Origin of the sequence: Rhizobium sp. 0TCS1.26 (assembly GCF_050455525.1) — a bacterium.
In the GTDB taxonomy this organism is placed as follows: Bacteria; Pseudomonadota; Alphaproteobacteria; order Rhizobiales; family Rhizobiaceae; genus Neorhizobium.
The window spans coordinates 42937-55733 of sequence record NZ_JBCIYV010000004.1; the positions used below are offsets into that span (position 1 = coordinate 42937).

18 protein-coding genes are annotated in these 12797 nt (G+C 61.3%); 4 read left to right on the top strand and 14 right to left on the bottom strand.

What is annotated here, in order from left to right; genetic code table 11:
• Window positions 1–6 precede the first annotated feature (6 nt).
• Window positions 7–498 (top strand): sigma-70 family RNA polymerase sigma factor, encoded by a 492-nt coding sequence (locus AAIH46_RS17845; protein ID WP_430307397.1) that lies wholly within the window; start codon window positions 7–9, stop codon window positions 496–498.
• Window positions 499–673: 175 nt separating this feature from the next.
• Here the strand turns inward: AAIH46_RS17845 and AAIH46_RS17850 are convergent, their stop codons facing one another.
• Window positions 674–1009, bottom strand: coding sequence for a hypothetical protein (locus AAIH46_RS17850; RefSeq protein ID WP_430307398.1), 336 nt, complete (start codon window positions 1007–1009; stop codon window positions 674–676).
• 118 nt (window positions 1010–1127) lie between these two features.
• Here AAIH46_RS17850 and AAIH46_RS17855 point away from each other — a divergent pair, with 118 nt between their 5' ends.
• Both AAIH46_RS17855 and AAIH46_RS17860 read left to right on the top strand, forming a co-directional pair.
• Window positions 1128–1388, top strand: coding sequence for a hypothetical protein (locus AAIH46_RS17855; RefSeq protein WP_430307399.1), 261 nt, complete (start codon window positions 1128–1130; stop codon window positions 1386–1388).
• A gap of 165 nt (window positions 1389–1553) precedes the next feature.
• Window positions 1554–1967 carry a thermonuclease family protein gene (locus tag AAIH46_RS17860; RefSeq protein ID WP_430307400.1) on the top strand — a complete coding sequence of 138 codons (414 nt, stop codon included), beginning with the start codon at window positions 1554–1556 and terminating at the stop codon, window positions 1965–1967.
• 20 nt (window positions 1968–1987) lie between these two features.
• Here the strand turns inward: AAIH46_RS17860 and AAIH46_RS17865 are convergent, their stop codons facing one another.
• The 8 genes from AAIH46_RS17865 to AAIH46_RS17900 form a co-directional block, all read right to left on the bottom strand.
• Window positions 1988–2569 carry a hypothetical protein gene (locus tag AAIH46_RS17865; RefSeq protein WP_430307401.1) on the bottom strand — a complete coding sequence of 194 codons (582 nt, stop codon included), beginning with the start codon at window positions 2567–2569 and terminating at the stop codon, window positions 1988–1990.
• Between the two features lie 67 nt (window positions 2570–2636).
• Entirely contained in the window at window positions 2637–2993 is a 357-nt protein-coding gene (locus tag AAIH46_RS17870) for a hypothetical protein (RefSeq protein ID WP_430307402.1), read from the bottom strand.
• 48 nt (window positions 2994–3041) lie between these two features.
• Window positions 3042–3812 (bottom strand): glycoside hydrolase family protein, encoded by a 771-nt coding sequence (locus tag AAIH46_RS17875; protein ID WP_430307403.1) that lies wholly within the window; start codon window positions 3810–3812, stop codon window positions 3042–3044.
• 49 nt (window positions 3813–3861) lie between these two features.
• Window positions 3862–5040, bottom strand: coding sequence for a phage late control D family protein (locus AAIH46_RS17880; RefSeq protein WP_430307404.1), 1179 nt, complete (start codon window positions 5038–5040; stop codon window positions 3862–3864).
• A 2-nt stretch (window positions 5041–5042) separates the two neighbouring features.
• Window positions 5043–5270, bottom strand: coding sequence for a tail protein X (locus AAIH46_RS17885; RefSeq protein WP_430307405.1), 228 nt, complete (start codon window positions 5268–5270; stop codon window positions 5043–5045).
• Window positions 5271–5273: 3 nt separating this feature from the next.
• Complete coding sequence (locus AAIH46_RS17890) at window positions 5274–5708, bottom strand: phage tail protein (RefSeq protein ID WP_430307406.1); 435 nt, start codon at window positions 5706–5708, stop codon at window positions 5274–5276.
• Window positions 5708–8026, bottom strand: a complete 2319-nt coding sequence (locus AAIH46_RS17895) for a phage tail tape measure protein (RefSeq protein ID WP_430307407.1) — start codon at window positions 8024–8026, stop codon at window positions 5708–5710. Before AAIH46_RS17895 ends, AAIH46_RS17890 begins: the two co-directional genes overlap by 1 nt.
• 141 nt (window positions 8027–8167) lie before the next feature.
• Window positions 8168–8443, bottom strand: coding sequence for a phage tail assembly protein (locus tag AAIH46_RS17900; protein WP_430307408.1), 276 nt, complete (start codon window positions 8441–8443; stop codon window positions 8168–8170).
• A gap of 66 nt (window positions 8444–8509) precedes the next feature.
• On the opposite strand from AAIH46_RS17900, the gene AAIH46_RS17905 reads away from it, so the two are divergent.
• Window positions 8510–8821 carry a hypothetical protein gene (locus tag AAIH46_RS17905; protein WP_430307409.1) on the top strand — a complete coding sequence of 104 codons (312 nt, stop codon included), beginning with the start codon at window positions 8510–8512 and terminating at the stop codon, window positions 8819–8821.
• Here AAIH46_RS17905 and AAIH46_RS17910 read toward each other — a convergent pair whose 3' ends face one another.
• The 5 genes from AAIH46_RS17910 to AAIH46_RS17930 form a co-directional block, all read right to left on the bottom strand.
• A complete protein-coding gene (locus AAIH46_RS17910) occupies window positions 8822–9346 on the bottom strand; it encodes a phage major tail tube protein (RefSeq protein ID WP_430307410.1) in 525 nt (174 codons plus the stop codon). It abuts the gene before it with no gap.
• 24 nt (window positions 9347–9370) lie between these two features.
• The gene (locus AAIH46_RS17915; protein ID WP_430307411.1) at window positions 9371–10600 is read right to left on the bottom strand and encodes a phage tail protein; all 1230 of its coding nucleotides are present in this window, start codon (window positions 10598–10600) and stop codon (window positions 9371–9373) included.
• Window positions 10601–10906: 306 nt separating this feature from the next.
• Window positions 10907–11308 carry a hypothetical protein gene (locus AAIH46_RS17920; RefSeq protein ID WP_430307412.1) on the bottom strand — a complete coding sequence of 134 codons (402 nt, stop codon included), beginning with the start codon at window positions 11306–11308 and terminating at the stop codon, window positions 10907–10909.
• A gap of 1 nt (window position 11309) precedes the next feature.
• Window positions 11310–12638, bottom strand: a complete 1329-nt coding sequence (locus tag AAIH46_RS17925) for a hypothetical protein (RefSeq protein WP_430307413.1) — start codon at window positions 12636–12638, stop codon at window positions 11310–11312.
• Window positions 12622–12789 carry a hypothetical protein gene (locus AAIH46_RS17930; RefSeq protein WP_430307414.1) on the bottom strand — a complete coding sequence of 56 codons (168 nt, stop codon included), beginning with the start codon at window positions 12787–12789 and terminating at the stop codon, window positions 12622–12624. Before AAIH46_RS17930 ends, AAIH46_RS17925 begins: the two co-directional genes overlap by 17 nt.
• Between the last annotated feature and the right edge of the window lie 8 nt (window positions 12790–12797).

Sequence of the window (12797 nt, forward strand, 5' to 3'; positions counted from 1 at the left end):
GACATCATGACGGATATCCCTGCAAATGATCGCGTGCGCGCACAGATGATAGAACTCATTCCGGCGCTGAGATCGTTCGCGCGTCGGTTTGAGCACAGTCCGACCAATGCCGAGGATCTCGTACAGGAGACGCTTCTGCGCGCCTTGGCAAATCTCGACAAGTTCAAAGAGGGCACCAGCCTGAAGTCGTGGATGTTCACGATCCTGCGCAACACCTTCTGCACCAAGTTCGGGCGAGCGAAACGCGAAGTGGTCGGGCTTGACGAATGCGTCTCCGCCAGATCAGCAATAAGCGCGCCGCAGGAGTGGGGTATAGCCGCACAGGAGTTTCACAAGGCGATGCTCGGCCTACCAAAGCACTATCGGGAGGCCTTCGACCTGATCCTTCTCCAGGGCCAGTCCTATCAGGACGTTGCTCAACGAATTGGATGCCCGGTTGGCACCGTGAAAAGCAGGGTCAACCGTGCGCGCTCTCAACTCTCCGAGCAACTCAACTGACCGGCGGACGTCGGTCTCCGCACTTCTAAGCCTTTAGCCGCTCCAAAAGAACATCTCGATCGCGGATGTGTACGATAGCAGACTGAGAGAGAACTTTCTGTCGATGTCACTGTTCGAGAAGCAGACGCCCCCTCCCCGGAGACGTCTACTCCTACATCTCCTTAGGTACATCTCCTTAGGCTCGCTTCGGCGAGCCTTTTTTCTTCCGTCCTTCCGGCGACGTTTCAACCTCTTGCCGATCCATCGCCTGTGATACACGTATAGGCTTATTCCTTAGCAGGAGCGGCCGATGGATGAGCGCATGAATGCCGACGATTTCAATAGCTTTGTTGAGAAGGTCGCGGCCGCGGCAATAGTCAATCAAGCGATACTGAAGTGTTCCTTGCGCGGGGTACCTCTTAGCGTTGATGCTGTCATACCCTTCGTGGGCGACTTCTTGCAGCCGGATAATCCGCGCTTCCACCACCTCGCCATTCTTGTTCAGCGGACCTTGGAGGAGATGCTGGATCAACCTTCACCTTCTCAACCGGCGAACTAAATCCTGTTCCCCCGCTATAGCTGAAGAATTAGGCTATCCTCATCAAAGACAGAATCGGGCGACGATTGCAGTCCACGACAGGAGGATAGGTATGAAGAAGGACGAACCTGCTGATTTGCCAGCAAGGATAAAGAACGCGCAAGACACCTCGAGGGGTGCGCTGTGGCCCACCGTCTTGAGCAACGTCGTGGTTGATCTGAAAGCAAAGCAGGAGGTCGTCACGAACACCGAGGTTGCCGCGGAGTTGCGCCGGATCGCGGAGGATGAAGGCGCTGATCGCCTGATGCGCGACGGTGCCGCCGAAGCTTTGCAACAGCTGTCGGGAAAACTGGAACCTGTCAAATCGCCCTGATTGACGACAAGCAAAGCGCTCGCACGGAGGCACGAGGCGATAGGCAGTCCCACGGAACTGGTGGATCCATCTGCTGCTGCTCGGCGTGAGCATTGCGCTCCTGAGTGCCGTCTGGCAGACGGCGCGACCTTGGGCTGGTTCTAGCCAAACAACACGAGGAAATAGATGATACGCTTTGCCGTCATGGCATCAGCCGCCATGTTGGTCGCTGGGCATGCTCTAGCAATCGAAGAGTGCCAAGGCGGCAACCGTGCCGCACGTAAGCTGACATGCGTCGTTGACGGTGACACGATCTGGCAGAATGGCGTGAAGATGCGAATGCTGGATATCGACACTCCCGAGACGTTCGGCGCCGCATGCGGGAACGAACGCGAGATCGGCGAGGCGGCGAAGAAGCGCCTGATCGTGCTGATGAGCCAAGGCTACCGGATAGACAATTCGGGGGAGAAGGACCGGACGAGCGATCGACGCGACCTGGTGCGCGTGATCCTCAAGGATGGCCGGGACGCCGGTCGCGTCCTGATAAGCGAAGGGCTCGCCCAGAAATGGCCCAACAAGGGAAATCGGTGGTGCGAATGAGCGAGCCGTAGCCACGGAGGCTACGGCTGGGAAAGCCGCTGTCGCTCAAGGCGGTCGAGCCTTTCGCGGGTATCAAGGATGACGTCTCTCGCCCCGTAGACACTGCCAGCCTGCTGCTTTTGCTCGTCGACCTGACGCTGTAGATCCTGGAACCGCTGATCATAGTTCGACCATACCCGGTCAAGTTCTTCGCGCGGCACCTGAGCGTCGCGAACTTCCTTGATCCCGCCTTCCATACGCGAACGGTCTTCAGCACCACGCGCAGTGCGCCATTCCATTTCCTTCTGCGTCACCATCTTGTCGACGAGCCCGGTGATGCTCGTGTCGGTGCGATCCTGTCGCGTGGAGAGCGTTCCGTAGACGAACGCACCGAGAGCCGCGAGGACGGTGAACGAGACGCCAGCGGCCGTCCAGATCACCGGCCACTGCGTTTTGCTGTTGCTACGCAGCTCGTTCGACAAGGTTGTCAGGCTCGCGTTGACGCTCTGGAACCCGGTGTTCATGTTCGACCGGAGGTCGACGATGTCCTTGCCCTGGTTTTCTACCCGCTCGGACAAGCGGGCATACTGCGCCATAGGGTCGAAGGTGTTGCCGTTGGGCATGTCAGTGTTCCCGTTCGCCATCAGCTCCGAGCCCTTTCATTTCATTCGTTAGATTAGCGGAGAAGGTTCACTGGCCAATGGGCCGCTTCGCCTTCCACCGTCCATAGAGCGTAAGCAGGCCGCCCGCAGCAGTGCCAAGCGCGATGCCCAGCGCGACGAACTGATCCGCGTCGATGATGTCGGACTGCACACCGAGTGCGCCAAGAATCGGCAGGACGATCGATGCGATCGCGCCCCAGGTGACGCGACTGCGATACCAGGGCTCGGAGTTGGTGGCGTTCTCGACGATCGGCGTCACTTCCCGGGTGACCGCCTCGACGAGCGCCGGCACAGCCTGGGCGTTCGCATCCACATCCGGCCGGGCAACCGTGGAGGAGATGGCCGTTGCGACGGCGGTGGCGAGCAAGATCGATTTCGAAGACATGGCTTCGTCCTTTCGAGTTGGAGATTGAGAAGGGAGGGGACCGGGCCGTTAATCCCAGTAGGGCAGGCCCAGCAGCCGGCCGGTCTTCGGCCCGACCTTGCCATCAGGCGTTAGGCCGGCAATGCGCTGGAACTTGAGGACGGCCGCTTCCGTGCCGTAGCCGAAGAGATCGTCGAGGGCGCCGTGGTAGTGGCCGAGGTCGGCCAGCTTGCGGATCAAAGCTGCGACGGCCGGGCCGCGCTCGCGGCGCACCAGCATCCGGTCGGCAAGAGCCGCGTCGGTTTCCAGCTTGGCGATCACTGCCGGCTTGGCGCGCATCGGCCCATATTCGTAGTCACCAAACTGGATCAGCTCCGCCTCGTCAGCACGGCGCTTCACCAGACCGGCGAGCTTCTTTCCGCCGGCCGTGGTGCCCGTTGTCTTCAGCAGGGTGGCCGCCTTGGCGTAATCGCCGCCCTTGGCCGCCTTTGCCCAGTTCCAGTTCAGCGAGCCAGGTCCGAGGTTGAACACGGGCGAAGCCATGCCGTCGAAGACGTGCTGCGGGACGGACTTGCCGAGGAAGGCGTTCACCGCCTTACCGTATTCCTCGCGGAAGAGGAGCAGCAGGACGGCCTCGGCTTCCGCCCGCGTCATGCGAGCCGACTTGTCGAACGGTTGCCCCGGCCGGTTCGCGTTCCACCAGGTGCGAAACGCGTTCGACTTCCACGTGAAGCCAATCCCGATCGTCAGCACCGGAGGCGTCGCCGCATCGAGATAGGCATGGTCGACGAAACCTTCATGCAGACGCGTGAAGGCCGCCCCCTTTGCAGAGAGTTCCATGATCGATTTCCTTTGAGTTGGGAGAGAGGCGAGCCGCCGATCGACGGCTCTAGTTTTCGTCAGTGCGCCCGTAGCGGCGGTTATAACTGTCGAAAGTCTGGTTGTTGGTCGCAGCGCCCGGCTTGGCGGATCCTGAGGAGGAGGATGCACCTTCACCTGAGGACGAAGACGAGGCTCCGGATTTCCCTTCGCCTTGCTTGCGCTTGTCCTTGCCGGCATCCCCACCTGGTTGCTTCAGGTCCAGCGAGGTCGTCGAGCCGCCGCCCCGGTCTGCCTGGTGAGTGACACCGGCAATCCGATAGGAGCCGTCTATGCCCGGCCGTGCGCCCGTCAGGATGAACGTGCCTTCGGCCTGCGCCGTCACATCGAGATCAAGCGTGACCGAACCTTCGCCGCCCTCGCGTTCGCTGGTAGCCTTGCGACCTTCGGTCACCGCCTTGGCTTGATCCTCGTCAGCGACGGTCGTGCGGGCCTCGTCGGTCGCATCCGCTTCAATGCCGGTCTCGATTTCGATCTCTTTGAAGTTCGCCGCCGACCGATCGAAGTACCGGGCCTTTGTCTTGGAGAACTTGGCCCGACCGGTGAACGGCGAAATGCTCCAGTTGATGACGTTACCGTCTTCGCTCTCAGGCGCACCCACCTTGCCCGTCACGGTCGGCATAGCCTGACCTGCCGGGCTCATTCCTTCGCCGCGCTTGGCAAGCACCGCCTGATCGCCGCGGATCTTGAACGTTCCGCCCATCTCGCGTGCCAGCTTCTGGCCGAGGTGCAGGAAGCTTTCCGAGTTCGCCGACCAGTAGTCCCGCTTGATGTTCGCAAACGACGGGTCGATCGTGATGCCCTTCAGCCCGGCCTTCTCCGCAGCCTTGTCCATGAACTGCTGCAGCGTGGCATCATCCATGTGGTGCGACTGAGGCTCTTTGGCCTTACCCTTGGTATCGAACCCCTTGGCAGTCACCGAGAGCGTCCGGCCGCCGCCACGTGAACCGTTAGAGCGAACGCTGTCGACCTGACCGGTAAAAGCGAGCGAACCCTGCAGGAACACCTGCACGCTCGCCTTGTCGGGCGGCAGCTTCAACTGCCCGCCGCTGTCGTCGAAGTCGAGGCTGCAGGTATCGCTAGCGGATCCATCCTTGTCGGAGATCGAGATCTTCGTGAGGAAGGGGCGCATAGCCGAAGTCAGATCAACGCCGTCGACGATGACCTTCCAATCTACTGTCCAGGGCATGTTCAATTTCCGAAGAGAGAGACGACGGGCTTGAAGACGGCCGCAGCAGCGGCCGGCTTATCAGGGATGGTCAGCACTGTTCCGAGCGGCAGGAACGAGCCCACGCCGGAAATGCCGGGGTTCTTGGCAAGCGTCTCCTCGAGGAGTGCCCGGCCATCGACGCCATAGGTCTGGTGAAGCAGCAGCTCGACGGTCATTCCCTCGCGCCGGATCCGGATCGTTTGCGGCATTGGCTACCCCAGTTTTCCGAAGAGGGAGAGGATCGTTCCGACGATGTTCGACGAGGCGCCGGCCGGGCTGACCTTCGTCAGTGATATCGAGTGCTTGACGAAGAACCCGACGCCGTCCTGCATCAGATCTCTGTGGCTTTCCGTGATGCTGTCGATCACGAACCAGCCGAGGCGCACCCCGTCACCACGCAGCACCGGAAGCTTTTGACCGGATCTGCGAAAGGCGTGCGCCATCTCCAGTTCAGTCAGGCCGCCCGTCTTGAACGGCAGGATCTGACCGGAGAGGGTAATCTTGTCATCACCCTCGCCCATGAATTCACGGGCGACCATGGCGCCCATGACAGACTTTTCCGCAAAGTCGGCCGAGGCCGTCCTCTGCACCTCGTCGATGCCAAAAGGACGGGTATCAAGCGACAGTGCTCCGATTGTGTAAAGCATCAGGCAGCTCCATGACCCGTGTCAGCATAGATGCCAGCCACCTCGTCGCGCAGGCGCTGCCCAAGGATAGGCGCCACCTTGTCGGCGATCGCGTGAGGGTCGGTTACCCCGTGGATCTGGACGCCACCGAGGCTGATGGTGATGATCGGCCTAGCGGGCGGGTTCGTGACATTCACGTCTTGCGTCCCGCGCGGCTGCGTCATGGCATCGATACTCGCCGCGTCGATGGTCGTCGGCCGATCAGGCATGCGTCCGCCATCTGGCACAGCGTCAACCGAGCCCAGCGGCTTGAGATCTGGCAAACGAAGCTGGTCACTCAATGCCTTGATGCTGACCGCGTCGATGATCAGTGGCCGAGGCTCGCCATATCCGACATCGTCCTTTGTCTTGCCAGGCAGATTGTCTGTAGTTCCGCCGAAACCCGCAGCTCTTGCGTTAACCGCGTCTTGGATAGCAACCGATCCATTGGTAGGAACAGCTGCAGGCGCTGAGTAATTCGACCACCATGATTTCGGGCTGCCAACGTTCTTTTCCAACCAGGCATTCCAGCCCTCCGATCGCTGACGGTTACCGTCGACGAACTCTTGGAGCCCCTTCGCATCACTAGGAAGTTGCCACATGAGGGCAGCGGAGTTGAGTGCGTTCGCCAAGATCCCGAAGCTATTGCCGCGACCGCTGGCTTCCCCCGGCTTACTGGTTGCGCTGTTTCCGCCTTGCCCGGCCGCCGCTCCGCCACCACGACCCTTACCAGCAGGAGCGCCCTTGCCATTGACTACATCCGCGATTCCTTTAACCGCATTGAGCGCAGCTAGAACAGTCGATGCGCCACTTAGCAGCATCAGTGCGCCGGCCAGCTTACGAACCGTCCCTGCGAGGAAGGCTATGCCAAGCCCCCACACCATAAGCTGCAGGCCATAAGGCGCGAGATCAGCGAAGAACTGCGCAATCGGGTTGGCTGCAATCGCGTCGTTCAGCTCGCGGATAGAGGCGCCCCATTCCCGCGCCTGGAGAAAGATCCGGCCCATCTCGTCGGCCGCGTTCTTGTCACTGGCGCCAGCCAGGAGATTGCCCAGCCCTTCGACCATCTCGCGGATGCCACTGTAGCCCAGCCCTTGGCTAAAACCCTTGATGCTGGTTTCCAGCCTGTCGAAGATGGTGACGCGAGTATCGAGGGTATCGAGGACAAAGCCGATCCCACTCGCAGCTTCCTTGATCGACGGAAGCATGCGATCGCCCATGCCCCAAAAGACATTCGAGACCTTGTTGCCCAGCAGCGTCAGCACATTGGCGGCGGTCTTCGACCTCTCCACATATTCGCGGAATGCCGACCCGGAATATTTGGTCTTATCGCCGACGCTGTCTAGCGCCTGCTCCAGCAGGCCCATATTGCCGATCAACGGCGCAAAAGCCTTCGCTTCGTCGCCGAAGAAGTCCGACAGGAGGGCGATATGCCGATCCTTCGGCGCCTTGCCGATCGCCGTCAGCACCTTCCGCAGGGCCTTCGGCGCATCCTTCTGCATATCCTTGGCGATCTGCGGCAGATTAAGACCGAGGGCTTCCGCCACCTCGCGCTGGCTTTTCTTTGCGGAATCGCCCTTCGTCAGCGCCTTGACCACGTTCTGCATGGCCGTGCCGGCGGTCTCGGCTTCGGCGCCGGCCGCAATCATCGCGCTACCAATGCCGGCGATCTGCTCTTTCGTGAAGCCGCCCATCTCAGCAAGGGCGCCGACCCGCAGCATGTAGTTGGTGATGTCCTTGGCCTTGGACGCCATGTTGTTCGACAGGTGATTGATCGCGTCGGCCATGTCGCCGGTTTCACCGACAGTCAGTCCGAGCTGCGTCTTGAGCTTGGCAAGACTTTCGCCAGCTTCACCGGCCGACATATCGAACGCGATACCGACCCGAGCAGCCATTTCCGAGAAGGACTTGAGGTCGCCGGTGGCGACACCCGATTCCCCGGCCGCAGCAAACAGCGCCGCGATGTCATTGGCGGCGATCGGCAGCTCGGTCGACATCTGACGGATTGTCCGTCGCATATTGTCGAACTGCTCTTCGTTCGCATCGACGACCTTGCGGACATCCGCGAACGCGCTTTCGAACGCGATCGCAGAGCCGGCCGTCGCCTTCAGCCCCTCGCTGACGCCGAGATAAGCGCCACCAAATGCAAGTGCCTGACCGACCATCGAGCGCATCGGCGCGCCGAACGATGACGCCTGCTTCTCGATGCCACCCAAAGCCGCACCAATGCCGCGCGCCTTCCGGGTGACATCCTCAAGCAGAGTGATCTTGAGGCGACTTTCATGGGTAGTGCTAGCCACGAGGGTTTCCCTTCGGCGGTTCGAACATCTTTTTTGCGCGAAGATAGGTGCTGAGTAGGCGGTCAGGCTTCCACCGCCAGATCAGATCGAGCGGCGTGCTGGTCCAGTGGGCGACGTAGATCGAGAGCCCGAGCCAGTCGCTTACTTCGGCTCCTTGGCTTCGTTTCCCATCAACGGGCCGCAGCGTTCCATGATTGTCTTGAAGTCTCTCGACTTGACCTTGCGAAACACCTCGTAGGAGGTGCCGCACATCGAGGCCAGCACGCGCGAGACGCGCTCCATCTCAGTGGATGCATCGGAGGCATCGATCAGCTGCCCGACATCAGCTTCCTGGAACGTCAATTCGGGGATCTGGCTGTCGCCGTTAGTAAGTGGGCGAGCGAGCGGAACGGTGATCGAGGTAACTTCCTGCGTCATTGTATTTTCCCTTATGACGTGTGAATTTGCGACCGGCAGCGATGACTGGCCGGCAGTGAGGCATGCATGTCTGAAAGCGAATTTGTTCTGTTGTTCTCTGTCCTCGCCTGCATTGGCGGGGGATGGGGTGCGCGACGCAGCGGTCAGCCGTTCTGGAAAGGCTTCCTGATTATCGTCCTCGCAGCAGCAGCAAGCGAGCTGCTGCTGCTGCTGATTGCATCGGAAAGCGCAATTCTCAGCATTCTCATCGCGCTTGTAACAGCTGGCGTAGCGGGCGGAGCGATGAAGATGACAGGCCGACAGATCAGCCTGGTCATCCTGGGTTCGATCGTCATACTCATTCCAGCGCTCGTGATCGCCGAGATGGTAGACCGCTGATTACCCGCCCAAAGCCCGGCGGTGTTGGGCGAAGCGATCGACACCGTTAACGCGCAGGATGCGTTCCCAGAAATCGATATAGAACAGCTCGACCCCGTCGAGGACGAACTCGTAGTGCGTCACTTCCGCGAAGTTGTGCGTGCACCCCTGGAATTCTGCAGGGTCGCTTTCGTCAGGCTCCCACGCGTTGATCACCCCTTCGATGATCGCACGACCAGGCACAGCGGCGCCGCCACCGGGCCCGCGCTTGAGGTAGCTGCCGGCAAACACCCAGCGATCGACCTCTCCCATGCCGTTGAAGATGTCGGTGTCGATACCCTTGGCCGTGAACGCCGGTTCAGGCGCCTCGATGCGCGGCAGCGAGAAGTTGACAGCCATCACGCCCCCGCCGGGGTTGTGTTCGCCGGTCGCGAATGTGATGCCGGGAATGGTGAGGCCGGCGATCGTGATGCCGCGCATGGTGTCGGGTTGCGACACCCGACGAAGATCCACAGCAGTCAGCAGGTAGAGAGGCATCTGTGCCATGTTCGATGATCCTTCCGATCTCGCTTAGTTGACGGTGCTCAGGCGAGCGATGATGTCGTTGACCAGGCCTTCGACGGCCGGCCGGTAGCGACGGACCTCGTGGCGCGCCACCTTGAAGGCAGGCGCCGGCTCGATGCCCAGGTTGACCGTGAGGTGGCCGAGGCGGATCTCTTCCGGGCTGTTCTTGTCGGCCCGGAATTTCACATCGTAGCCGAGGATGTCCTCGTCGGCCTTGTGGTCGCGCAGCATGAACTTGAGGCTGTTGAGCCAGGCTTCTGCCCGTGTCGCGGTGACCTTCCGGCCGAGGGACTGCCGGGTGATCTCCATCATCTTGACGGTCAGGTAGTCAGCGCCTCGCACCTGGTGGATCTGCTTCCAGAGTTCGCCGGTCGTGGTGTTGTCCGTGCCGATGAACACGAAGCCGCCATCGGCGATCGCGCCGTCGACGCCGCTTTCGCCGGACGCGACGATGGAGACTTCGCTTTCCAGCATCTGTTGGCCTTCGGTCGAGCCGTCGAGGAGCGAGAACGGGATCTGCCGCGACAGGCCGGCAATGCCATAGATGGCACGGTTGGCGATGGGCTCGAAGGGCTTGCCGCCGTTCTCGGAATCGACACGCTGGAAGAGACCGATGACACGCGGGCCCATCGGCCGCGTCACCAAGTTCTCGCCGCTGTAGACGCGGGCGGCGACACCGACCGGCATGATGCGCTCGGAGTTCATCGTCTCGCGCGCATCGATCGCCTTCGCGGCCGAGGTGTCGTCGACATCGATGACGGCTACGGCGAGCAGCCGTTCGCATGCCGCGTGAAGCGCAGCCGAGACGGGACCGGCGGTGTCCATGTCGACCCGGTAGGCACCGCGACCGGCCCAGACCAAGCGTGGCGTGGCGTTCACGGCCGAGGGGATGGCGGCGATGTTCGTCGGCGCGAGAGCAGCGGCGATGTTGGCGGCGGTCGCGGCTGCATTGACGCCTTCGGCGATGCGCAGGATCGTCACGTCGGCGCCAGCATTGAGGCCGTTCAGCTGGGCGTTGATGCCGTCGATTGCATCGCGCAGCGGACCGGTGCCAAGCTTGGCGACCATGCCGGCATCAGCCGACGAGATCCGGACGGGCTCGCCCATCGGATAGGCCGCAGCGTCGGCGTCGGTCGACGCTTCGACCAGCAGCCCCTTCGAGAAGTCCGCGCCAAGCGCCGGCACGGGCTCGTCGTCAGGGCGCGAAAAAGTCATGCCGAAAATGGGATCGGACATCTGTCACTCCTAGTGAACGTGGAAGCCTTGCCGAAGGGCTGATCAAGGCGAACGAGGTCGCCCAGTTGCTGAGATCGCGAAACTGGGAGACAGTGCCCCACTCAACCGGAGGGGGAACTTATGAGAATTTCAGGAATGGTAATCGCGGCGCTTCTGGCGCTTGGCATCACGGGCGCCGAGGCGGCCAATCAACCTTGTTCCGGAAAGAAGGGCGGCGTTGCCTCCTGCACGAAGAACGGCAAGTTCATGTGCAGGGATGGCAGCTTGAGCGCATCCAAGAGGATTTGCTCGCGCAACTGACGGCCGCTATAGGCCGGCCGCCCAGGTCCACAATGCGTCGATCTGCTCGACCGGCAGGTCGAAGGTTTGCCCGAGCGCGCCCACCAAAGGGTGGGTGCGATCATATGTGCCTGCATGACGCCATTCGATCATTGCGAACGAAGCATCAGGCAGATCAGCGATCGCCTGCTCGACGGCTTGCTCGTCGATACCGATCGACCAGAGACCAAGACGCAGTTGCCGTGGCGTCAGTGGTGCAAAGACAGCTCCGCTGGGCGGCGCGACAGGCTGGGAAATGACATTGCCCTCCGCCACCCACTCTTCAACAAGTGGCCAGAATACGGAGCCCTCAGTGATGCCCGCCCACTGCTGGCCATCGATGGGCCCCGCCGTCACCGAGCCGTCAGGATTGAAAAACGCGTAATCCATGTCAAAGCTCCGCGTTGAGGTCCATCCGACCCCCGTTGCCAAAGCGGGTCATGACAGGGCGACCTGCAGTCGGAAACGCTCCCCCTGCAGCGAGACTAGGGAGAAAGGAGAGCGTCCAAGGGTTTGTGCCGTTGACAGAAGCCACCCCGGTGATTGCGCCTTCACCACCCGCCCCGTCATAGATATGGACCGGGTTAGGGAACGACAGCGCCGGTGCGGCCCTCATGGGCGGGTCGATCTGGTAGGAGACGACTGGCCCGTAGCCTGTGAGCACCACCCCATGAAGCGCCGGCTCGCTGATGCGGCGGAAGTAGTGATGGCAGGCCCTCGTCAACTCGTAGGTCGACATGGTCGTGAACTCGGTAACGAAGTCCCTTTCCAGCTGCGGCTTGGACATGGTTCCCGCCGTCCATTCGACGATGTGGTTACTGGCCTGCGTGAGCACCGCGCCGACTGTTCCGGATGCTCCGTAAGCGCCGGCGTTGATCCGGCCTTGCGCGGTTCCATCCCATGAAAGCATGTAAGCCCCTTCACGTCCCACCAGTTCGGAGGCTGGGATCACCTGCTGCAACGAGCCTGCAGTAATCGTGAAGACAATGACGCCTCCGCCAGCGGCATAAGTGTAGGTGCATCCTGCGGCACCCGCCTTCATCCGGTCATGACCAAAAGCGCCGGCCGCCAACGTCACAGCACCGACCACCCCTCTCTGGTTCTGAAGCCCGGCTGGGTTGATGATCAGGTTCCGAAATCCTGCGAGCAGGCCCGCACCGATATTCGCAACGGCCTGCGCCTTCTCGGTTTTAGTGAACCCGGCTGCAGCATCTACCGGCACCCGCTTGGCCAGCGCAGCCGCTTGCGGAGTGCTGACCGGCTTGTCGGCGTCCATCGTGTTGTCGACATTGCCGAGACCGACATCCGCCTTCTCCAGCAGCACATCGGCCGACAGTTCCTTGCCGGCTACCTTGCGCGTCTTCGCAACCTTCGCCGCCAGGCCATCCGCCAACGCCTGCGCTGTAGCATAATAGCCGGGCAGCTGACCGCCGAGCTTTGCCGAGTTCGGCGAGATCCCGTCGATAACGATCTTGTCGATCTGATCTTGAGCAAGGTCAATCGACACCTGCAGGGTGGCGATCTGGGGTGCGACCGTCGCCTGAATATAATCAAGCGAGGCCTGCACACCCTGTGCCTGCAACATTTCGAAAGATGCCTCAAGACCCTCGCGGGCTTCTAGCCGTTCGGCGATGTCGCCGAACACCTCGTTCCAGAGGTCGCGATCGAACTGCGTCTTGGGCCACGACGGCAGTTGGTAGCGATCAGAGCGGTCTGGCATATTGGATCGCATCCTCTCCGTGCTCTTCGAAGAGGGCCGACAGAATCTCTCCGGCCATCTCGATTTCGTTGAGCGGCTTGTGGGTAAAGCCGCCCGATTTGACCGCCCGCGTGAGCTTCACGGCGTAGCGTTTTTCCCGGTCGATGATCATGGCTAGCC